Genomic DNA, 21,095 nt, shown 5'->3' on the forward strand with positions numbered 1-21,095 from the left:
GAAATGAGCTGAACGGCCACCATCCAAAAACACTGCCTTTGGCCGCGATAACAGCGGTCTGAGCGGAAGCGTCTCGGCGAAACACAAGATGTAGTAGGTCGAGTTTTTCACCTAAATCGACCGTTTTTGGCGAATACCTTCCGGCAGGAGGTTTATGTCCGGTGTGCCGACAAAGTGAGCTTTCGCTGCAAGTGCGCCAATGGCAGCAAAGCGCGCATTGCAACGTTGCCAATACATTGGTGGAGCATGTTCCACCGCGGCGCGCTAGTTGCGCGGCAGCGGTTTTGGAAACGCCCATCACCACCGCCTTTCCGCCCGTAGCGGAGTACACCAGCGAGGTCGGCGAGCGCGGCCGAAGAACTAGGGATGCTCTCGGATGGGTCTAGGGCCTGTTGACGTTGGGAGTGGACAGAACATGGGGGTCATGCGGGGCGTTTTCTGTTTGCGACGGTCAGCCGACCATCGAGAACTGCGGCCCTTGTGACGGCTACTCGGTGAGCCCCTTTGGGCGACCAACGCATCCTCCTGCGCTTTCCCATGCGGGCATTGGCAATGTCATCAACTGATCCTTCGGCACGAGAAGACGAGATGGGCAGCCCGTTACGGTACCGTCGGCCATAGTCGACAAGGGCTTCCATGTTGTTCGCGAGATAGGTGTACAGTGTCTCGCAGCGGGCCTGCACACGAGCGGCAGCGGTGCGGACAGCCAGAGGTTCTTCCCCGAGGCCGACGCAATCATGCATCAGCGCCTTCAGATATGTTTCCGCCACCCGTGCTCTGCCATGCCAAAGCCGCCAACGGAGGCTTTTCGCGGGGCGCTGGAACAGTACCGGAATTCCAGTGAACCCCGGTGTCTGGACCAGACCCTGAACGGCGGCCTCGATATGTTGAATGCGCATCGAGATGTGCCACCAGTCGAGGATATGTTTCACCTGACCGTCGCCACCCACGGCATTCCGTATGAGGTTCGGGAGAGCAAGCTCGCCATCAGAGATTACCGTCAACAGACGGCCTGGCTTCCATCCATAGTCGGACAGCTCTTCTCGCATGCGGCTGCTTGGCGATGCCGTCGCATTGGCGACCAAGCCAAATCGTCGGCACATATTGCGACTTTCAATCTTGCCGACCACAAGATCCAGGTGTCGCTGCTGATACTCCGGTCGACAGCGGATATGCGCACCGTCCAGAAAAACCGTCAAACCACCTTTGGGCGGGGCTTCAACGGGATCGCCTGATGCCCTTCGACTTTTCTCGAGCCCAGTGGCTACTCTTCCCAACCGGTCACGCACCGTGGTGTGATGGGGCGGATGGCAGGGGAGGAAGCTTTTCATCAGCCGCGCCGCTTCGCGAAAGGTATGCCGGGAACCAAGGTCCGCATGTAGCCGTTGCAGCTCCGGGGTAGCCCGGTCTGGAAAGAAATAGGCCAGCGGAGAAATAGGTCCACCGGGCATCGCCGCTGACCTGGCATCACACGAACAGCGGCGCATGCGCGCGGCTTTGACCCGAACCCGCCCAAAGAGCGTGTCGAGATCGCGCGTGCGATAGTCATGAATGGCACGAACCGAGGCGCAATCCGGGCATACGCGGCTTTCTCGAATGATCTCATCGACCTGATCGTAAAGGATTACCCTCTGGATCTGTTCGAGGATCCTTTTCCCATCCTCGAGGCGCAGCCCGATCCCGTCTGGGCAGGTCACCCGGTATGGTCGAGAAATGCCGTCAAGCTGATGAGTGCGCTTCTCCCCGTTGTCGAAGGTCGTTTCGATTGTAATCCGTACGTCCATGGCAGCCCCCCATACAAAGAGCTTACCTTAGCACAGGCCAGATCACCGACGACGACCCCCATGTTCTGTCCACTCCCCCTGGCCAGGCTCGGCCATCGTCCACGACATCAAGGGCGAGAACTGGCAGCTCACCAGCGGCTTCCGTGCAGACCATGGCCGCGTCCTGCTCTTCGACCCGACCAATGCGGCGTCGGCAGCCTACAATCCCCTGCTCGAAGTCCGGCGCGGAGAATGGGAGGTTCGCGACGTCCAGAACATCGCCGATGTTCTGGTCGATCCCGAAGGGTCGCTCGAACGCCGCAATCACTGGGAGAAGACCTCCCATTCCCTGCTGGTCGGCGCCATCCTTCATGTCCTTTATGCCGAGAAGGACAAGACACTGGCCGGGGTCGCAGCCTTCCTGTCCGACCCCCGCCGCACAATCGAAGCGACGCTGGACAGCATGATGGCCACCAACCATCTGGGCGAGGCCGGGCCGCATCCGGTTGTTGCCTCGACAGCGCGCGAACTGCTCAACAAGTCGGACAATGAACGCTCCGGCGTGCTCTCCACGGCCATGTCCTTCCTCGGCCTTTACCGGGATCCTGTCGTTGCCCAGGTCACCTCCCGCTGTTGTTGCTTGCGAGGGTGTCGGCGAGCCAAGCGTTGAGATCGGCTCCGCTGAGCTTGACCGTTTCGATCAGGGTGTAGGGCGGAAAGATGGAGAAACCAGCAGCCGTCAAGCATCTCTGCATAGGGTCACGCCGTCGCGCTTACCCCCAAACGATCTCGACCGAAGCTGAAGGTGATTATCCCGCCCGCACATAGCTGCCGGGTGCCGGCTCGATCGGTTTCAGCGCTCCGCTACCAGGCACATAGGCCGGAACCTTCTTGCCCTGGCTGTGGCTTTCGATCCACTTCGCCCAGTTCGGCCACCACGACCCCTGATGCGCCTCGGCCTTGGTCAGCCAGTCCTGCGGATCGGCCGGATAGGCAGCCGCGCTGGTCCAGAACCCGTATTTCGGCCGTTTCGCCGGCGGGTTGATCACCCCCGCGATATGGCCCGATCCGCCCAGCACGAAGGTCGTTTCACCGCCCAGAAGCCCGGTCGTCGGATAGATCGAGTTCCAGGGCGCGATGTGATCCTCTTTCGTCGCAAAGACATAGAAGGGGATATCGATCTTGCCGATATCGATGGGCACGCCGTCCATCGTCAGATGGCCCGGTTTGCGCAATCCGTTCTCGATATAGATCTTTTCCAGATACCACAGCAGCATCGCGGCGGGCAGGCGAGTGCTGTCGCCGTTCCAGAACAGCAGATCGAAGGCGGGCGGCTTGCGGCCCATCAGGTAATTCATCACGTGGAAGGACCAGATCAGGTCATTTTCCCGGATCATCGAGAACATGTCCTGCAGGTGGTGATTTTCCAGATAGCCTTTTTCGGCCATGTGGTCGCGCAGCACCTTCAGCCGGTCACGGTCGATGAAAACGCCGATCTCGCCCACATCGGTGAAATCGACCATCGTGGCCAGCGTCGTCGCGGTCTTGACCCGCTTGTCGCCCTTGGCCGCCATATAGGCCAGCGTCGCCGTCACCAGAATTCCGCCGATGCAGAAGCCGAGAATGTCGAACTCTTCCTCGCCGGTCGCATCGGTGATCGCGTCCAGCGCGGTCAGCGGGCCAAGGCGCATGTAATCCTCGAAGCTCAGCGCCGCGTGCTGCTTGGTCGGGTTGACCCATGAAATCAGGAAAACGCTGTGGCCCTGCTCCAGCATATAGCGGACGAGGCTGTTTTCGGGCTTCATGTCGAAGATATAGTATTTGTTGATCCAGGGCGGCACGAACAGCAGCGGGCGCTTGAACTGGGTCTTGGTCAGCGTTTCGTAATGAATCAACTGGATCAATTCGTTCTGATAGATCACCTGCCCCGGCGTCGTGGCCAGATCGCGCCCGACCTCGAAGGCCGCGCGGTCGGTCATGTTGATGTCCAGCCGCCCACCGCCGCGTTCCAGATCGTCCAGAAGGTTGCGGAAACCGTCCAGCAGGCTGCGGCCATCGGTTTCAAGGAAACGCTCACGCGCGGCAGGGTTCAGCGCCAGGTAATTGCTGGGCGACAGCGCGCTGAGCAATTGCCGCGTATAGAACCGCACGCGCAGACTGTCCTTGTCACCCTCGGGCAGGGTCTCGATCAGGCGGTCGGCGGCGCCTTCGATGGCCAGATGCACGTCGCGCAGGCTGCGGCTCAGCGGATCGCTGGTCCAGCGCCCGTCGCGGAAGCGGCGGTCCTTGCTGTCCTCGCCCTCGCCCGCCCAGGCCCCGGCCCAGGCCTTGGCGCTGTTGGACCACAGATCGATCTGGAACTGCGCCAGCGCAAACGGGTTCTGCGCCAGCTTCATCCCCGCGCGCGCATAGGCCTGTGCCACCGTCCCGGAATCCAGCACCGAGAACTCTTTCCCTGTCGCCTTGGCCATCGCATTCGCGGTGCTGTCTTGTACCAGCCCCTGCGCGCGCTGCATCAGGTTGGCGAATTCGGCGGTCTGTTCGGCAATTTCGCTTTGGTCCATTCCGGGTCTCCTTGGGGGTAGCTAGGACGACCGGCTCTGCTGGCAACGGCCGGCGGTGGTGGGGACTGGCAACCGGCAGGTTGTCAGTCTGTGCTTGCAACAAGGATCACATGCAGGAAGCCCGGCCCATGCGCCCCGCGCACATAGCTCCCCTCGATATCGGTCGTGCCGCTGGGTCCGGTGATCAGGATCGCGTTGCGCGGATGGGGCCGCTCGGCCAGCTGCGCAGCATAGTCCTCGAGATGGGACAGGATATCGGATTCCTGCAGCACCACGATATGATGCAGGGGCAGGAAAGACAGCAAGATCGGCGTATCGGCGCCCGAATGCACGATCATGGACCCGCTTTCGGCGATACCCCAAAGCGCCTTTCCGAGCGCTGCCGGCTGGTCCGGGGCAAGAGTGGTGCCGGTGTCAAGGCCCGTCCAGTCGAGTGCGGTCAGCGCCGGCGTCGGTTCCACGGCCAGGGACAGTGACAGGCCGTGTCCCGACAGATAGCGCCGCACAGCGTCGGGAACGGCTTCCATGCCGCCAACGCGGTCAATCGTCGTGCCGATCGCCTCAGCCTTCAGGATGAAGGCATCTAACAGCCCCTCAGCGACCAGTCGGGGGCGGCTGGTGTCGGGATCGGCCAGCAGGGCCTTGGCCTCGGCGGAGATGGCGTCGGGCGCCGGGCGTTCCTGTGGCAGGGCGGCGCGGATTGCGGACAGGATGCGGTCGCGGGCGGTCATGGGCGGCTCCCCTTGTGTGCCTGCTGGGCGCGATACTGTTCCATGAAGGTGCGGCCCGCCGGGCGCGGCAGGTCGCGATGGGCCGTCCATCCGCCCGCCAGCGGCAGGCGCGCGATCCAGCCTCCCTTGCCGAACAACCGGAGGGCCCGCACGCCGATCCGGCTGGCCAGCCCGTAAAGACCGGGACGCCGGGCCAGAACGGCCCAGATACCGATGCCGGCGCGAAGGCTTCCCGGTTCCAGCTTTTCTCGCCAACTGCGGATCCGCCAGGCGCGCAGCAGCGTGGGGATGGGAATCTCGACCGGGCAGACTTCGGCGCAGCGGCCGTTCATGGTGCAGGCATTGGGCAGGTCGCGTGAACCGGCAAGCCCGTTCAGCACGGGTGTCAGAACCGAACCCATCGGTCCGGGATAGGTGCCGCCATAGGCGTGCCCGCCGATCTGGCGATAGACCACGCAATGGTTCATGCAGGCCCCGCAGCGGATGCAGCGCAGCATCTCGCGGAACTCGTTGTCCAGCATTCTGGTGCGGCCGTTGTCCACCAGCACGATGTGCATCTCCTCGGGACCATCGGCATCGCCAGGACGTTTGGGTCCGCAGTGGAATGTCGTGTATTGCGTCAGTTCGCCGCCCGTGGCCGACCGCACCAGCAGGCGCAGCAGGGACAGGGCATGGGCGGTGGTGGGCACGATTTTCTCGATCCCCGCCGTGACGATATGAATGCGCGGCGGCGTGGTGGTCAGTTCGGCATTGCCTTCATTCGTCACCGTGCAGGTGGCACCCGTATCGGCCACCAGGAAGTTCGACCCCGAAATGCCTATGTCGGCCCCCAGAAACTTGGCGCGCAATTCGCGCCGCGCGCTTTGCACCATGGTGGCCGGATCGTCGGCCGAGGGCGGCGGGTGATGAGCTATCTTGAACAGTTCGGCCACCTGTTCGCGGGTGCGGTGCATCGCGGGCCAGACGATGTGTGAGGGGGCCTCTCCGGCAAGCTGGATGATGTGTTCGGCCAGGTCGGTCTCGACCCGCTCGATCCCGGCATCGGCCAAAGCATGCGGCAGGCCGATTTCTTCGCCCAGCATGGATTTCGACCGCGTCACCAACTTGGCCTTGGCATCCAGGCAGATGCGGGTGATGATCGCTCGCGCCTCGGCATCGTCGGCTGCCCAGTGGACCGTAGCACCAGATGCGGTGGCGTTGCGCTCGAACTGTTCGAGATAATGGTCCAGATGGGCGATCACGTGATCCTTGATCGCGCGTCCGCGTGCGCGGGCGGCCTGGAATTCGGGAAACGCCGCCACTGCCACCGCGCGCTTGGCCTCGGCCGTGCCGGTGGTGCGGTCGATGGCGGTCTTCAGCGTTCTGTCCGCCAGTGCCGTCTTGGCACGGTTCTTGAACGAAACCTGCACAGATGCCTCTGGTGCGCTCATGATGCTCAGCCCTCCTCGCCGATGGCGGGACCGTCGGCCCTGCCCGCCAGAACCTCGATGGTGTGGAAACAGCGCGTCCTTGCGCCCCGGCGGTTCAGCTTGCCTGCCATGTTCATCAGGCATCCCAGATCTCCCGCCAGAAGCAGGTCGGCCTCGGTGCGCTCGATCGCCTCGGCCTTTTCGGTGACGATCGCGTTCGAGATGTCGGAATACTTGACGCAGAACGTGCCGCCAAAGCCGCAGCAGACATCATTGCCTTCCAATCCCCGCATCTCCAGGCCCGCGACCTCCGCCAGAAGCGCACGGGGTTGCGCGGCGATGCCCAGTTCGCGCAGCCCTGCGCAACTGTCGTGGTAGGTGGCCGTCGCTGACAGGCGACGGCCCTTTGGCCGAAAACCCATCACATCAACCAGGAAACTGGTGATCTCGTGGGTTCTCGCGGCGAGGATCCGGGCGCGGGGCGCCCAGACCGGATCTTTGGCCAACAGGTCCGGATAGCCGTGCACGATGGTTCCCGCACAGGATCCCGAGGGCAGCACAATATAGTCGAAGCCCTCGAAAGCAGCGATGGTCTGTCGCGCCAGTGCTGCTGCATCCTTTTCGTCTCCGCTGTTCAAGGCCGGTTGCCCGCAACAGGTCTGTGCCTGCGGCACCTCGACCCGGCATCCGGCCTCCTCCAGAAGCTGGATGGCGGAAAACCCGATGCTGGGGCGGATTGCATCCACGAGACAGGTCACGAAAAGGCCGACGCGGGGATTTGGTTGTCCGGACATGACGACCTCAGCGTGTTTGGGTGGCGGAAACAGCCCCGCGATTGCGCGACATCAGGAACAGCACGGCGGCCGGCCAGATCAGCACGGCGATCCACCACAGGTTCGGCCCGCCCGCCAGAATAGCAAGACCAAGAAAGCCGCCCTGGACGATATAATAGAACATCGGGATCAGGGTCATGCGGATGATTTCGCCCTCGCGGTCCACAAGTCCCACCGTGGCCGAGGCTGCCACCACGTTGTGCACGCAGATCATATTGCCTGCCGCACCGCCGATGGCCTGCAGCGCAACAACCAAACCGGCCCCGGCTGCGCCCAGACCGATCTGTTCAGCGGTCGAGAACTGGAACAACGAGAACATCATGTTCGAAATCGTGTTCGATCCGGCGACGAAGGCGCCCATCGACCCGATCAGTGGCGCGAACATCGGCCAGGCACTGCCGACCACGGCCGAGACGCTTTCGGCGAGCACGATCGGCATCGACGCCATCGTGTCCGAGGCAGAGTTGATGAACACCTGCACCATCGGCACCGCCAACAGCAGTGCCGGGGCCGCCGCGATCATTGTCGATCCCGACGTACGCAATGCCTTGCCGTAATCGGCCGGACGCATTCGATGGAACAGGAAGGTGAACAGCGAAGCGAGGATCAGCACCGTTCCAGGCAGATACAGCCATTGCACGCGGGCATTGATGCCCGACCCGAACAGATCATCGAAGGCCATGGTCCGTTCCGGGGCGGTCAGCCAGGCCTTGAAATCGGGAATCGTGCGCGTCGCGACCAGCAGAAGAACCACGAATATGTAGGGCGCCCAGGCCTTGAGCAACGACATCACCTCAAGCCCGGCACGGTGATCCTCCAGATCGTCCAGCTTGCCGACCCATTTTCCGTCCCACTGTTCGCGGGGCGGAAAGTCGAAGGACTCCTTCGGGATCAGGAAGCCGGCCCGTGCGGCGGGAACGACGATCAGCAGCCCGATGATGCCTCCCACCAGGGACGGAAATTCCGGGCCAAGCAGGCTGGCAATGATCCAGTACGGAACGGTGAAGGCAAGCCCGGCGAACAGCGCGAATTTCCAGATTCGGAACCCTTCGGTGAAGGACCGCGCGGAACCGAAGAACCGCGTCATCATGCCGATCATGATCAACGGGATCAGAAAGCCGATCAGGCCGTGCAGTGTGGCAACCTTGACAGCAATCTCGACCAGATAGTCAGCGAAGGCCATCGGTGTGATGGTCTGTTCGACAATCGCCTGACCCGAAAGCCCGGTATTGACACCGACAAGAATCGGCGTGCCGACTGCCCCGAATGACACAGGCGTGCACTGGATGATCAGCGATACCAGCACCGCTGCCATGGCCGGAAAGCCGATGGCAACCAGCAGTGGCGCAGCGATGGCCGCGGGCGTGCCAAACCCGGACGCCCCCTCGATCAGCGATCCGAACAACCAGGCGATGATGATCGCCTGTACCCGCCGGTCAGGCGAAATGCTGGTGAACCCTGCCCGGATCGACCGGATGCCGCCGCTTTCCTCCAGCGTGTAGAGCATCAGGATCGCACCGAAGATGATGTAGAGCAGGCTGACTGCGGTCACGGCACCGTTCACGGTGGCGCCAAGAATCTTGTTGAGGTCCGTGCCCCAGACCAAAAGCGCGGTCGCGGCCGTGACCAGATAGGCAACGCCCATCGAAAGCTTGGCCGAGCGTGCGAGCACCACCAAGAGCAGAAACACTGTGGCGATTGGCAGCAGGGCCAAGACGAATGTGAAGACTTGGGACATCTTTCCTCCTCAGAAGCGTCGGGCCGATCCGGCCGTGTGGGGGTCTGTGACAACGCAGCCGATATTCTCGGGCGTGCCGGCTTCGTGGCGCACCATGGTCGGGGTCGAATGGTCGATGACCTGCGGACCCGCGCCGATGCTCTTGTGCGCGTCGCGGTACAGGATGGGGTCACCCGACCTCGTCGCCCAAGCGCCGCGCAAGTCCTTTATGGCCGCATCCACCTCAACTGCAAACCGTTTCTGAGTTTCGGTCATCGCCACCAGCGATTCCTCCGAAAGCCGCTGCATCAGCGCGAGAGCCTTGTCGGCCGCGTCCGAAAGAACCTTGATATTGTTCCCAGACGCCTCGGAGCGGACGGATGTGTCGAGCCGCTTAATGCTGTCTGTTGCGGCAGCCGTCATCTCGTCGAAAATCTGGAACTGACGCTCGATCTGCAACCGGTAGAGGGATCTTGCGTGCTCGTTGGCACTGGCCAGTGCATCTAGCCGTTTCTGCCACATCTTCAGCATTGAGGCGGGATCGAGGCCGTCAACATTCTGACGGCGGAACCAGTCCGCCATGCCCTGAGAGTTCATGAACGGAAACAGGGATGTCGGATCAAACGCCTTGAGCGCTTCATTGAAATCCATGGTGGGCTTCTTGTCGGTCATTGCAGGCTCCTGTTGCTGTGCTGACGGAAGGCATCGGGCGATCAGCTGTGGCCGCCCGATCACGGTCAGTGACGCTTCTTCGGCGGAATCAGGTCGGTGATCGTGCCCTCGAACATTTCGGCAGCGAAGTTGACCGTCTCACTCAGAGTAGGATGCGGGTGGATGGTGTGGCCAAGGTCGACCGCATCGGCCCCCATCTCGATGGCCAAGGCCACCTCGGCGATCAGATCGCCGGCGTTCGGGCCGACGATGGCAGCGCCGATGACGCGTTGATCGGTTTCGTCGAAGATCAGCTTGGTGATGCCCTCGGACCGGCCAAGTGAAAGCGACCGTCCAGAGGCAGCCCAGGGGAAAACGCCCTTGCCGACCTTCAGGCCACTGGCCTTGGCCTGGGCTTCCGTCACGCCGACCCAGGCAACTTCGGGGTCGGTGTAGGCGACCGAGGGAATCACGCGGGCGTCGAAGTGGCGGTTGTGCCCGGCCGCGACCTCGGCTGCGACCTTGCCTTCATGGACTGCCTTGTGCGCCAGCATCGGCTGGCCCACCACGTCGCCGATGGCGAAGATATGGGGAACATGGGTACGCTGCTGGCTGTCCACGGCGATGAATCCGGGGTCGTCCACGGCGACACCGGCCTTGTCGGCGTCGATCAGCTTGCCATTGGGTTTGCGACCCACGGCGACCAGCACCTTGTCGAACGTGTCGGTGAAGGTTTCGCCTTTCTCGTCCTCGAAGGTCACCTTCAGACCACTCTTGAGCGCTTCCATCCCGGTGACTTTCGTCTTGAGGAAGATGTTCTCGTAGCGGCCCTTGATCCGGTTGTGCAGCGGCTTGACGATGTCCTTGTCCGCACCCGGAATGATCTGGTCCATCAGTTCCACAACCGTGATCTTCGAGCCGAGCGCGTCGTAGACACAGGCCATTTCCAGACCGATGATGCCACCGCCCAGGATCAGCATCCGTTTCGGGATGTCCTTGAGTTCCAGCGCGCCGGTCGAGTCGATCACGCGGGGATCATCATGCGGGATGAAGGGCAGCTTCACCGGCTCGGACCCGGCGGCGATGATGCACTGGTCGAAGCTGACCGTGGTGCGGCCGTTGTCGCCGATCACCTCGATCATGTTCGGTCCTGTAAAGGTGCCGTAGCCCTGCACCACCTGCACCTTGCGGCCCTTGGCCAACCCGCCGAGACCGCCGGTCAGCTGACCGATCACGCTGTCCTTGAAGCTGCGCAACTCGTCGAGGTCGATCTTGGGCTTGCCAAAGCTGATGCCATGCGCGCCCATCTCCACGGCCTCGGTGATGACCTTGGCGACGTGCAAGAGCGCCTTGGACGGGATGCAGCCGACGTTGAGGCAGACACCGCCGAGGCTCGGGTATTTCTCGATCAGGACGGTCTTCTTGCCCAGGTCCGCGGCGCGGAAGGCCGCGGTGTATCCGCCGGGGCCGGAGCCCAGAACGACCACTTCGGCGTGGATGTCGCCCTTGCCCGAGGCGGTGCCGGTGGCGGCGACGGATTTCGGCGCTTCGGCGGCGGGGGCCTCTTGCTTGGCGGGAGCGGGCGCATCACCTGCATCCGCACCCTCAAGCACCATGATGACCGTGCCTTCGGACACCTTGTCGCCTTCGGAGACCTTGATTTCCTTGATCTTTCCGGCGGAGGGCGACGGGACTTCCATCGTCGCCTTGTCGGATTCCAGCTCGATCAGCGGGTCTTCGGCAGCGACTGTGTCGCCGACGCTCACCAGAACGCTGATGACCGGAACGTCCTTGAAATCGCCGATATCGGGGACTTTGACTTCCATCAGATGATCCCCCTTACCACATCAACTTGCGCATATCGCCAAGCAGCGTCTTGAGCGTCACGCAGAAGCGCGCGGCCAAGGCGCCGTCGACGGCACGGTGATCGTAGGACAGCGACAGCGGCTGCATCAGGCGCGGCACGAATTCCGAGCCGTTCCAGACCGGCGCCATCTTTGACCGGGTGAGGCCGAGGATCGCCACCTCGGGCGCGTTCACGATAGGGGTAAAGCTCGTGCCCCCGATCCCGCCCAGAGACGAGATGGTGAACGTCGCGCCCTGCATGTCGGGGCCTTTCAGCTCGCCTGCGCGGGCCTTGGCGGACAGGTCGCCCAGTTCCTTGGAGATCTCGACCAGACCCTTGCGATCGGCATCCTTGATCACCGGAACGACGAGGCCGTTCGGCGTGTCGGCCGCGAAGCCGATGTTGTAGTAGGACTTCTTGATCAGCTTGTCGCCATCGGGGTGGATCGAGGAGTTGAACTCCCAATGTTCCTTGAGCGCACTGACGGAGGCCTTGATCACGAAGCTCAGAGGCGTGACGCGATAGCCGTTTTCCTTGGCCATGTTGTCCATTTCCTTGCGGTAGGTGTCGAGCTCGGTGATGTCCGCTTCGTCGTTGTGCGTGACGTGCGGGACGTTGAGCCAGGACCGGTGCAGCGCGGGGCCGGAGATCTTCTTGATCCGCGACATTTCCACGTTTTCGATCGGACCGAACTTCGAGAAGTCCACAACCGGAATCGGCGGGATGCCCATGCCGCCGCTCAGCGCCGCGCCGCCCGATGCGGCAGCGACCGGGACTGCGCTGGCCTTCAGCGCCGCCGTCACGTCGTCGCGCAGAATGCGCCCCTTGCGGCCCGAGCCGTTGATCTTGGCCAGATCAATCCCCAACTGCCGCGCAAAGGCGCGGATCGACGGCGAAGCATGGGCCTTGTTGAACCCCGAATCTGTGACGGCGGGAGCTGCGGGGGCTGCCGCCGCCGGAACCGATGCGGCAGGCGCGGCGGCGGGCGCCGATGTAGGCGCCGATGCGGCGGCAGCGGCGTCGCTGCCCTCGGCCTCGACCGTCAGGATCACCGATCCCTCGGAGACCCGGTCGCCTTCCTTCACCACGATAGAGGCGATGCGGCCTGCGACGGGGCTTGGCACCTCCATTGTGGCCTTGTCGGATTCAAGCTCGATCAACGGGTCCTCGGCGGCGACGGTGTCGCCCACCTTCACCAGAACGGTGATGACCGGGACATCCTTGAAATCGCCGATGTCGGGAACGTTCACTTCAACAGGCATGATGTGTCTCCTCCTTCTTCCCGCTCAGACCAGCCGGGGGTTCGGCTTGGCGCCGTCGATGTCATACTTGGCAAGGGCAGCCTTCAGCGTCGCCTCGTCGACCGCACCGTCACGGAACAGATCCACCATGGCTGCGGCGGCGATGTGGTTGGCATCGACCTCGAAGAACCTCCGCAGGTTCACCCGGCTGTCGGAGCGACCGAACCCGTCGGTCCCCAGCACCGTGTAGCGGCCCGGCACAAAGGCCCGGATCTGCTCGGCATAGTTCTTCATGTAGTCGGTGGCGGCGATCACCGGTCCCTTGGCCTTGGACAGCGCCTGCGTGACGAAAGCGGCGCGCGGGGGTTCCATCGGGTTCAGGCGGTTCCAACGTTCTACGTCCTGGCCGTCGCGGGCCAGTTCGTTCAGGCTTGTCGCCGACCAGATGTCGGCGGTAATGCCGTAATCGGCCTCAAGCATCTCGGCGGCCTTGATCGCCTGGATCAGGATCGTGCCCGATCCCAGCAGATTGACGTGCTTCCTGCCCGGCTTCTTGACCTCTTTCAGGCGATAGAGGCCGCGGATGATGCCCGCCTCGCAGCCTGCCGGCATGTCGGGATGGGCATAGTTTTCGTTCATCAGGGTGATGTAAAAATACACGTCCTCCTGATCCTGATACATCCGCGTCATGCCGTGCTGCACGATCACCGCCACTTCGTGCTGAAAGGTCGGGTCGTAGCTGATGCAATTCGGGACGGTGCCCGCGATGATATGGCTGTGGCCGTCCTCGTGCTGCAAACCCTCGCCGTTCAGCGTTGTGCGCCCGGCGGTGCCGCCCAACATGAAGCCACGCGCCCGGCTGTCGCCCGCAGCCCAGGCCAGATCGCCCACCCGCTGAAAACCGAACATCGAATAGTAGATGAAGAACGGAATCATCGGCACGCCGTGATTGGAATAGGACGTCGCCGCCGCGATCCAGTCGGCCATGGCACCGGCCTCGTTGATGCCTTCCTGCAAGACCTGCCCATCCGTTGCTTCGCGGTAATAGGACATCTGCTCGCGATCTTCGGGCGTATAGTGCTGGCCGGCGGGATTGTAGATCCCTATGGATCGGAACAGCCCCTCCATGCCGAAGGTGCGGCTTTCGTCCGGCACGATCGGCACGATATGCTTGCCCAGCTCCTTGCCGCGCAGAAGTGTGGTCAGGATGCGCACAAAGGCCATCGTGGTCGAAATCTCGCGCTCGCCCGTGTTCTGAAGCTGCGCCTTGAACGCCTCGAGCGGCGGGATTGCCAGCTTGGGCGAGGTGCTGACACGCTGCGGGAACGCGCCACCCAGGGCCTTGCGCCGGTCCGCCAGATAGGCCTTCTGGGCGTTGTTCAACGCGACGAAGGGGGCCTTCGGCAAATCCTCGTCGGACACGGGGATCTTGAAGCGGTCTCGGAACGCGCGCAGTTGCTCCTCTGCCAGTTTTTTCTGCTGGTGGGTGGTGTTCTGCCCTTCGCCCGCGGATCCCATGCCATAGCCCTTGACCGTCTTGATGAGCAGGCAGGTCGGCTGGTCCCTGGTGTCGGTCGCCTTGCGGAACGCGGTATAGACCTTCTCGGGATCGTGGCCGCCCCGGCTCAGCGACCAGATCTGATCGTCGGACCAGTCGTCGACCAGGGCTGCAGTTTCGGGATACTTGCCGAAGAAATGCTTGCGGATAAACGCGCCGTCCTTGGACTTGAAGGTCTGATAGTCGCCGTCCACCGTTTCATCCATCAACTGGCGCAGCCGGCCGCTGGTGTCGTTTTCCAGCAGATCGTCCCAGCCCTTGCCCCAGAGCAGCTTGACGACATTCCAGCCCGCGCCTCGGAAATTGCCTTCCAGCTCCTGCACGATCTTGCCGTTGCCGCGCACCGGGCCGTCCAGGCGTTGCAGGTTGCAGTTGATGACGAAGATCAGGTTGTCGAGACCCTCGCGCGCAGCCAGGTCGATGGCACCGCGGCTTTCCGGCTCGTCCATCTCTCCGTCGCCCAGGAAACACCAGACCTTGCGGTCGGCCATATCGATCAGCCCGCGGTTGTGCATGTATTTCATGAACCGCGCCTGATAGATCGCCATCAGCGGGCCAAGTCCCATGCTGACGGTCGGGAACTGCCAATAGTCCGGCATCAGCCAGGGATGGGGATAGGACGACAGCCCCTCGCCCCCGACCTCGGACCGGAAGTTCAGCATCTGCTCTTCGGTGATGCGGCCTTCCATGAAGGAGCGGGCATAGATGCCGGGCACCACATGGCCCTGGAAGAATACCAGATCGCCGCCGTGAATCGCCGACCGCGCGCGCCAGAAGTGGTTCAGCCCGACGTCATACATCACCGCCGAGGAGGCGAAGGATGCGATATGCCCGCCGTATTCGCTGGATTCCTTGTTGCGGCGCACGACCGTCGCCATGGCGTTCCAGCGGTTGATGGTGCGGATGCGCCATTCCATGTCCAGATCGCCCGGAAACTCATACTGATCGTCCACGGGGATCGTGTTCTGGTAAGGGGTCGTTGCAGAGAACGGCAGCGTTGCCCCGGCGGCGCGGGCCTGTGCGACGGCTCTATCGAGCAGGAAATGAGCCCTGTTGGGGCCATCGCGTTCAATCACGTCGGCAATGGCGTCCTGCCATTCGCGGGATTCGATCGGGTCGATATCGGGACCGAGGTCTCTCATGGGTGTTTCCCTCAAACGAAGAACTGGCCGCCATTGGCGGAGATGGTGGAGCCGGTGATGAAGCCGGCATCGCCCGAGGCCAGGAAGACCACGGCGCGGGCGATTTCCTCGGGCTCACCCAAGCGACCGACCGGGATCTGCGGGATGATCCGCTCGTTCAGCACCTTCTCGTCGATGGCACGCACCATCTCGGTGCCGATATAGCCCGGGCAGATGGCGTTCACGGTGATGCCGGCGCGGGCACCCTCTTGCGCCAGGGCCTTGGTGAAGCCCAGATCCCCGGCCTTCGCCGCCGAATAGTTCGCCTGACCCGCCTGACCCTTCTGGCCGTTGATCGAGCTGATATTGACGATGCGGCCGAACTTGCGGTCGCGCATCCCGGTCCAGACCGGATGGGTCATGTTGAAAAGGCCGGTCAGGTTGGTGTCCATGACCTCTTTCCACTGCTGCGGCGTCATCTTGTGGAACATCGCATCGCGGGTAATGCCCGCATTGTTCACAAGAACGGCGATCGGGCCCAGCTCGTCCTCGACCTGCTTGATGCCGGCGGTGCAGGCATCGTAATCGGCCACCGACCATTTATAGGTCTTGATGCCGGTCTCGTCGGTGAAGGCCTTGGCGGCCTCGTCATTGCCGGCATAGTTCGCGGCGACGGTATAACCCGCTTCCTTCAACGCCTTCGAGATGGCGGCGCCAATTCCGCGCGATCCCCCAGTAACTAGTGCAACCCTCGACATTGATCCCTCCTCTGATGCTGTGTCGATTCTGGCCTGGCGCCTCAGCGCTCGAGGCAGAGGGCGACGCCCATGCCGCCGCCGATGCAGAGCGTGGCGATGCCCTTCTTGGCGTCGCGACGGCCCATCTCGAAGATCAGGCTGTTCAGGATGCGCGCGCCCGAGGCACCGATCGGGTGGCCGATGGCAATGGCGCCGCCGTTCACGTTCACGATCTCGGGGTCCCAGCCCATCTCCTTGTTCACAGCCAGTGCCTGCGCGGCAAAGGCCTCGTTCGCCTCGATCAGGTCCAGATCGCCGACCTTCCAGCCGGCTTTCTCCAGCGCCTTGCGGCTCGCATAGACCGGGCCCACGCCCATGATCGCCGGGTCGAGGCCAGCGGTCGCGTAGGATGCGATGCGGGCCAGCGGGGTCAGGCCGCGGCGGGCGGCCTCTTCCTCGGACATGACCATCACGGCGGCAGCGCCGTCATTCAGACCCGAGGCGTTGCCGGCCGTCACCGAGCCGTCGGGCGTGAAGGCGGGGCGAAGCTTCTGCATCGCCTCCAGCGTGGCGCCATGGCGGATATACTCGTCCTTGTCGACGATCGTGTCGCCCTTGCGGGTCTTCACGGTATAGCCGACGATCTCATCATCGAACTTGCCAGCCTTCTGCGCCGCCTCGGCTTTGTTCTGGCTGGCGACGGCGAATTCGTCCTGCGCCTCGCGGGTGATCTGGAACTTCTCGGCAACGTTCTCGGCGGTCTGGCCCATGTGGTAATTGTTGAACGCGTCCCACAGCCCGTCGCGGATCATCGTGTCGATGGCCTGCATGTCGCCCATCTTCTCACCGGCGCGCAGATAGGAGGCATGCGGCGACAGCGACATGCTTTCCTGACCACCGGCGATGACGATATCGGCATCGCCAAGGCTGACCTGCTGGGCCGCCAGCGCCACCGCGCGCAGACCCGAACCGCAGACCTGATTGAGCCCCCAGGCCGCCGATTCCTTCGGCAGTCCCGCATTGATATGGGCCTGACGGGCGGGGTTCTGGCCCTGCGCCGCGGTCAGCACCTGGCCGAGGATGGTTTCGCTGACCTCGGCCGGGTCGACGCCGGCGCGCTCGACCACGGCCTTCAGGACGGTCGCACCAAGGTCATGCGCCGGCACATTGGCGAAAGATCCCAAAAAACTGCCTACCGGCGTGCGCGCGGCAGAAACGATAACGGCTTTCGTCATAGCATCGAACCTTTTCCTAAGGTCGTTTGAAAGGCGCTCAGTTTGCTGTGGAAGTGCCATCGGCAGAACAAAGCAACGCGGCTCGACATAGCCGATTTGCTGGCCCCTCGCCCAAAAAGTCAGCGGCGCGGCACAGTGGACAGGCATGGCGGAGACAACCCGAGCAACTGACCGGCCAAGCAGGCCTGCGGTCCGGCCCGACCGCCTCGTGCTGCAGCATGGACGCCCCTCCCAGAGTTGGTTCGGAGCGCTCAGCGTCCCGCCTACGTCATAGCAGATATATAAACTTTACCACTTATCTTAGTCAACAAGTTTATTTACCTTTAATTCAGGCGCCGTGAAAAGTGATCGTCGGTTGACGCAGCGCGCTCAGCGTTGTGAGGTTCACCGGATACCCCATGGATATCAAGAAAATACTGATTTTCAGACAGAAAAATACACGACTGGAGAAGATTCTGTCCTTGAAATCAGACTCCGATGAGGTAAATAATATTGATGTCTGTCTATCGGCACCCCTAAGGAGATCGCCGCCCATGATTGCCGCGGAAATTTTTGAGCCGATTGATCACGAATCAGTCGTCGATACGGTTGTCGGCAAGGTTGAAACGATGATCTTCGATGGGGTTCTGAAGGACGGTGCTCGTTTGCCGTCGGAGCGCGAAATGGCCGACGCCTTCGGGGTGTCGCGGCCAAAGCTGCGTGAAGCGCTGCAGAGGCTCGCGGCCTCGTGCATGTCCGCCACGGTGACGGAACTTACATTGCCGAACTGACCGGCAGGGCCATGTCGCCGGCCATGTTAGCGCTTTATTCGCGCCATGGCGAAGCCTTTTACGACTATCTCGAATACCGGCGCGAGCAGGAAGCCTTCGCGACCCGCCTTGCCGCGCAGCGCGCGACAGCTGCGGACAAGGAGCGTCTGTCCGCGATCAGGGAAGAACTCGAAGCGGCCTGGCTTGGTCAGGACGCAGAGGCGGAAAGCGAAGCTGATTTCCGGCTTCACCGTGCTGTGGTCGATGCCAGCCACAACACAACGCTGATCCACATGATGGCGTCGGTCTATGACCTGACACGTCGCGGAATCTTCTACAATCATGACCTTCTCCGCAGTATCGATGACAGCGGACGCAAGCTTCTCGATCAACACATAGAGATCATTGAGTCGGTTCTGTCCGCTGATCCTGTACGTGCCGAGGAGGCTGCGCGCGACCACATGGACTATGTCGAGGAATCGATACGTCGTGGTCGGGAGCTGCAGCGACGAGAGCAGCGCGCTCGAATGCGATTCTGTCTGACGTCAGCGCCTATGGGACAGATTTGAGGTTTTCGTAACGGAGGATTTCTGGTTCATCGCAGCTATCAAGAGGCGAAGATGAACAAGAAATCCGGAACATCGAAGGACGCGGCCGACAAGCTGGTCAAAGGGATCAAGCGCAAGACGCGCAAGCATTATTCTGCTGAAGAGAAGATCAGGATCGTGCTGGCGGGTCTGCGCGGCGAGGAGAGTATCGCCGCGCTGTGTCGCCGGGAAGGCATCAGCGAGAGCCTGTATTACACTTGGTCGAAGGAATTTCTCGAGGCGGGCAAGCAGCGCCTGGCCGGGGATACTGCCCGCCAGGCGACATCGCCTGAGGTCAAGGAGCTGCGCTCGGAATCGGCCGCGCTCAAGGAAGCCGTTGCTGATCTGACTCTGGAAAACCGTCTGCTCAAAAAAAGCATGATCGGGGATGGGGAGTACGAGGCATGAGGTATCCTGCATCGGAAAAGCTGGAGATCATCCGCACCGTCGAAGCCTCGCATCTGCCCGCCCGTCAGACGCTGGCCATGCTCGGCATTCCACGCACGACCTATTACCGCTGGTATGACCGCTGGTCCGAGGGTGGGCTTGACGCGCTTGAGGACACGCCGTCCCATCCGGGGTCTGTGTGGAACCGCCTCCCGGATGAGACCCGGGCGGACATTATCGAGTTTGCACTCGAACATGAGGATCTGACGCCCCGTGAGCTGGCGGTGAAGTACACCGATGAGAAGCAGTATTTTGTCTCGGAATCGTCAGTTTACCGCATCCTGAAGGCGGAAGATCTGGTGACGGCACCGGCGCATATCGTGATGAAGGCGGCCAATGAGTTCCGGGATAAAACCACGCGCCCCAACGAGCTGTGGCAAACTGACTTCACCTATCTGAAGGTTTTGGGCTGGGGCTGGTTCTATCTCAGCACCATCCTGGACGATTACAGCCGTCACATCATCGCCTGGAAGCTCTGCACCACGATGAAAGCCGAAGACGTGACCGACACGCTCGACCTTGCGCTGGAGGCCTCGGGATGTGACTGCGCAACCGTGGTCGCCAAGCCAAGACTTCTCAGCGACAACGGTGCCTCTTACATCGCGGGGGACTTGGCGGATTACCTCGACGAAAAGGGCATGGATCATATCCGCGGCGCACCCTACCACCCACAGACCCAAGGCAAGATCGAACGGTGGCACCAGACCATGAAGAACCGTGTCCTGCTGGAGCATTACTTTCTGCCCGGTGATCTCGAGCGCCAGATCGGGGCCTTCGTCGAATACTACAACAACCAACGCTACCATGAGAGCCTTGGGAACATGACGCCCGCTGACGTCTATTACGGGCGCGCAGAGCAGATCCTGAAACAGCGAGAGGAGATCAAACGAAAAACTGTAGATATGCCGTTACTCGCGGGACATTTTCTTTAACCTCCCAGCTGTGGGAAGAAGGAGATGTTCATGAACAAGGATCAACGCGAGATTCAGCGCAAGTTGCGGATACTGCGACATGCGGAGGAGACCGGTCACGTCGCGAGGACTTGCCGCTATTTCGGGATAGGTCGATCCAGCTTCTACCGTTGGCGTCAAGCCTATGCGGAGCGAGGCGAAGCTGGCCTGATCAACGCACCGCCCATTCCCAAGTGGCATGCCAATCGGACGCCGCCTGAGCGCGAGGAAAAGGTGCTTTATCTTCGACGCAAGTATCATCTCGGCCCGATGCGGATCGTCTGGTACTTGGAGCGCTATCACGACATCAAATTGTCAGACGCCACGGTTTCGCGCATCCTGCGCCGCCATGGGCTGAACCGCCTCCCTCGCGGCACACGCATGCGCAAGGTCCACACCAAACGCTATCAGAAGCAGGTACCCGGACATCACATTCAGATGGATGTTAAGTTCCTGACCTTCATTGATAAAAAAGGTGAGAAGATACGCCGTTTCCAATACACCGCCATCGATGACGCGACGAGGGTTCGGGCGCTGAAGGTTTACGAAAAGCACACCCAAGCCAATGCGATCGATTTTGTTGATCACGTCGTTGAAAAGTTCCCATTCCGCATCCGTGAAATCAGGACGGATAATGGCCATGAGTTCCAGGCGAAATTCCATTGGCATGTCGAGGACCTTGGTATCCGCCACGCCTACATCAAACGCGGGACGCCGCAGCTGAACGGTAAGGTGGAACGGTCACACAGGTCGGATGGGCAGGAGTTCTACCAGTTGCTCAGCTACAAAGGCGATGTCGATCTTGAAGTAAAGCTCGGCGAATGGGAGCGCTTCTACAACTTCCACAGACCGCACGGCGCACACAACGGAAAGACGCCTTACGAAGCACTCAGAGAAAAGCTATAATCAACAAACGGGATGTCCCGCGAGCAACCGCACCTTACAATCCTAATATG

General features: G+C 61.9%; 17 protein-coding genes and 1 pseudogene. 5 read left to right on the forward strand and 13 right to left on the reverse strand.

Annotated features, from left to right (window positions below; genetic code table 11):
* Positions 1-298, reverse strand: a 298-nt coding sequence (locus ACMA5I_RS13125) for a hypothetical protein (RefSeq protein ID WP_525886733.1), incomplete at its 3' end; no start/stop codon positions are given.
* Between the two features lie 124 nt (positions 299-422).
* Complete coding sequence (locus ACMA5I_RS13130) at positions 423-1,784, reverse strand: ISKra4 family transposase (protein WP_525886734.1); 1,362 nt, start codon at positions 1,782-1,784, stop codon at positions 423-425.
* 79 nt (positions 1,785-1,863) lie between these two features.
* Here ACMA5I_RS13130 and ACMA5I_RS13135 point away from each other — a divergent pair.
* Positions 1,864-2,397 (forward strand): annotated as a pseudogene (locus tag ACMA5I_RS13135) (type IV secretory system conjugative DNA transfer family protein); the annotation flags it as partial.
* A 175-nt stretch (positions 2,398-2,572) separates the two neighbouring features.
* On the opposite strand, the gene ACMA5I_RS13140 reads toward ACMA5I_RS13135, so the two are convergent.
* The 11 genes from ACMA5I_RS13140 to ACMA5I_RS13190 all read right to left on the reverse strand — a co-directional run bounded on the left by ACMA5I_RS13140 (position 2,573) and on the right by ACMA5I_RS13190 (position 17,406).
* Positions 2,573-4,327: a PHA/PHB synthase family protein gene (locus ACMA5I_RS13140; RefSeq protein WP_525886735.1), complete on the reverse strand. Its 1,755-nt coding sequence runs from the start codon at positions 4,325-4,327 to the stop codon at positions 2,573-2,575.
* 83 nt (positions 4,328-4,410) lie between these two features.
* A complete protein-coding gene (locus ACMA5I_RS13145) occupies positions 4,411-5,058 on the reverse strand; it encodes a LutC/YkgG family protein (protein ID WP_525886736.1) in 648 nt (215 codons plus the stop codon).
* Positions 5,055-6,488 carry a lactate utilization protein B gene (locus ACMA5I_RS13150; RefSeq protein ID WP_525886737.1) on the reverse strand — a complete coding sequence of 478 codons (1,434 nt, stop codon included), beginning with the start codon at positions 6,486-6,488 and terminating at the stop codon, positions 5,055-5,057. Before ACMA5I_RS13150 ends, ACMA5I_RS13145 begins: the two co-directional genes overlap by 4 nt.
* A gap of 5 nt (positions 6,489-6,493) precedes the next feature.
* The gene (locus ACMA5I_RS13155) at positions 6,494-7,261 is read right to left on the reverse strand and encodes a (Fe-S)-binding protein (RefSeq protein WP_299793752.1); all 768 of its coding nucleotides are present in this window, start codon (positions 7,259-7,261) and stop codon (positions 6,494-6,496) included.
* Positions 7,262-7,268: 7 nt separating this feature from the next.
* Positions 7,269-9,038 carry an L-lactate permease gene (locus ACMA5I_RS13160; RefSeq protein ID WP_525886738.1) on the reverse strand — a complete coding sequence of 590 codons (1,770 nt, stop codon included), beginning with the start codon at positions 9,036-9,038 and terminating at the stop codon, positions 7,269-7,271.
* A 9-nt stretch (positions 9,039-9,047) separates the two neighbouring features.
* Entirely contained in the window at positions 9,048-9,689 is a 642-nt protein-coding gene (locus tag ACMA5I_RS13165; RefSeq protein ID WP_525886739.1) for a hypothetical protein, read from the reverse strand.
* 65 nt (positions 9,690-9,754) lie between these two features.
* On the reverse strand, positions 9,755-11,494 hold the full coding sequence (lpdA, locus tag ACMA5I_RS13170) for a dihydrolipoyl dehydrogenase (RefSeq protein WP_525886740.1): 1,740 nt from the start codon (positions 11,492-11,494) through the stop codon (positions 9,755-9,757).
* Positions 11,495-11,507: 13 nt separating this feature from the next.
* On the reverse strand, positions 11,508-12,776 hold the full coding sequence (gene aceF / locus ACMA5I_RS13175) for a dihydrolipoyllysine-residue acetyltransferase (RefSeq protein ID WP_525886741.1): 1,269 nt from the start codon (positions 12,774-12,776) through the stop codon (positions 11,508-11,510).
* A gap of 24 nt (positions 12,777-12,800) precedes the next feature.
* Complete coding sequence (gene aceE / locus ACMA5I_RS13180; protein WP_525886742.1) at positions 12,801-15,455, reverse strand: pyruvate dehydrogenase (acetyl-transferring), homodimeric type; 2,655 nt, start codon at positions 15,453-15,455, stop codon at positions 12,801-12,803.
* Between the two features lie 11 nt (positions 15,456-15,466).
* Positions 15,467-16,192: an acetoacetyl-CoA reductase gene (phbB, locus tag ACMA5I_RS13185; protein ID WP_101754861.1), complete on the reverse strand. Its 726-nt coding sequence runs from the start codon at positions 16,190-16,192 to the stop codon at positions 15,467-15,469.
* Between the two features lie 41 nt (positions 16,193-16,233).
* Entirely contained in the window at positions 16,234-17,406 is a 1,173-nt protein-coding gene (locus ACMA5I_RS13190; RefSeq protein ID WP_525886743.1) for a thiolase family protein, read from the reverse strand.
* 398 nt (positions 17,407-17,804) lie between these two features.
* Between ACMA5I_RS13190 and ACMA5I_RS13195 the strand changes: the two genes are divergently transcribed.
* The 4 genes from ACMA5I_RS13195 to ACMA5I_RS13210 all read left to right on the forward strand — a co-directional run bounded on the left by ACMA5I_RS13195 (position 17,805) and on the right by ACMA5I_RS13210 (position 21,045).
* Positions 17,805-18,176, forward strand: coding sequence for a FadR/GntR family transcriptional regulator (locus ACMA5I_RS13195; RefSeq protein WP_525886744.1), 372 nt, complete (start codon positions 17,805-17,807; stop codon positions 18,174-18,176).
* A gap of 23 nt (positions 18,177-18,199) precedes the next feature.
* Positions 18,200-18,724 (forward strand): FadR/GntR family transcriptional regulator, encoded by a 525-nt coding sequence (locus tag ACMA5I_RS13200; RefSeq protein WP_525886745.1) that lies wholly within the window; start codon positions 18,200-18,202, stop codon positions 18,722-18,724.
* A 51-nt stretch (positions 18,725-18,775) separates the two neighbouring features.
* A protein-coding gene (locus tag ACMA5I_RS13205) for an IS3 family transposase (protein WP_525886746.1) occupies positions 18,776-20,121 on the forward strand; the annotation gives its coding sequence in 2 pieces (ribosomal slippage) (positions 18,776-19,112 and positions 19,112-20,121; 1,347 coding nt in all).
* A 30-nt stretch (positions 20,122-20,151) separates the two neighbouring features.
* The gene (locus ACMA5I_RS13210; RefSeq protein WP_525886747.1) at positions 20,152-21,045 is read left to right on the forward strand and encodes an IS481 family transposase; all 894 of its coding nucleotides are present in this window, start codon (positions 20,152-20,154) and stop codon (positions 21,043-21,045) included.
* Positions 21,046-21,095: the final 50 nt, after the last annotated feature.

The organism is Jujubicoccus corallicola (assembly GCF_047345645.1).
Lineage (GTDB): Bacteria > Pseudomonadota > Alphaproteobacteria > Rhodobacterales > Rhodobacteraceae > JBLEFH01.

What these genes read in the sequence shown, in the direction of transcription:
- ACMA5I_RS13130 (WP_525886734.1), bottom strand. Translation starts at nt 1,784, where the DNA reads ATGGACGTACGGATTACAATCGAAACGACCTTCGACAACGGGGAGAAG.
- ACMA5I_RS13140 (WP_525886735.1), bottom strand. Translation starts at nt 4,327, where the DNA reads ATGGACCAAAGCGAAATTGCCGAACAGACCGCCGAATTCGCCAACCTG.
- ACMA5I_RS13145 (WP_525886736.1), bottom strand. Translation starts at nt 5,058, where the DNA reads ATGACCGCCCGCGACCGCATCCTGTCCGCAATCCGCGCCGCCCTGCCA.
- ACMA5I_RS13150 (WP_525886737.1), bottom strand. Translation starts at nt 6,488, where the DNA reads ATGAGCGCACCAGAGGCATCTGTGCAGGTTTCGTTCAAGAACCGTGCC.
- ACMA5I_RS13155 (WP_299793752.1), bottom strand. Translation starts at nt 7,261, where the DNA reads ATGTCCGGACAACCAAATCCCCGCGTCGGCCTTTTCGTGACCTGTCTC.
- ACMA5I_RS13160 (WP_525886738.1), bottom strand. Translation starts at nt 9,038, where the DNA reads ATGTCCCAAGTCTTCACATTCGTCTTGGCCCTGCTGCCAATCGCCACA.
- ACMA5I_RS13165 (WP_525886739.1), bottom strand. Translation starts at nt 9,689, where the DNA reads ATGACCGACAAGAAGCCCACCATGGATTTCAATGAAGCGCTCAAGGCG.
- lpdA (WP_525886740.1), bottom strand. Translation starts at nt 11,494, where the DNA reads ATGGAAGTCAAAGTCCCCGATATCGGCGATTTCAAGGACGTTCCGGTC.
- aceF (WP_525886741.1), bottom strand. Translation starts at nt 12,776, where the DNA reads ATGCCTGTTGAAGTGAACGTTCCCGACATCGGCGATTTCAAGGATGTC.
- aceE (WP_525886742.1), bottom strand. Translation starts at nt 15,455, where the DNA reads ATGAGAGACCTCGGTCCCGATATCGACCCGATCGAATCCCGCGAATGG.
- phbB (WP_101754861.1), bottom strand. Translation starts at nt 16,192, where the DNA reads ATGTCGAGGGTTGCACTAGTTACTGGGGGATCGCGCGGAATTGGCGCC.
- ACMA5I_RS13190 (WP_525886743.1), bottom strand. Translation starts at nt 17,406, where the DNA reads ATGACGAAAGCCGTTATCGTTTCTGCCGCGCGCACGCCGGTAGGCAGT.
- ACMA5I_RS13195 (WP_525886744.1), top strand. Translation starts at nt 17,805, where the DNA reads ATGGATATCAAGAAAATACTGATTTTCAGACAGAAAAATACACGACTG.
- ACMA5I_RS13200 (WP_525886745.1), top strand. Translation starts at nt 18,200, where the DNA reads ATGTTAGCGCTTTATTCGCGCCATGGCGAAGCCTTTTACGACTATCTC.
- ACMA5I_RS13210 (WP_525886747.1), top strand. Translation starts at nt 20,152, where the DNA reads ATGAACAAGGATCAACGCGAGATTCAGCGCAAGTTGCGGATACTGCGA.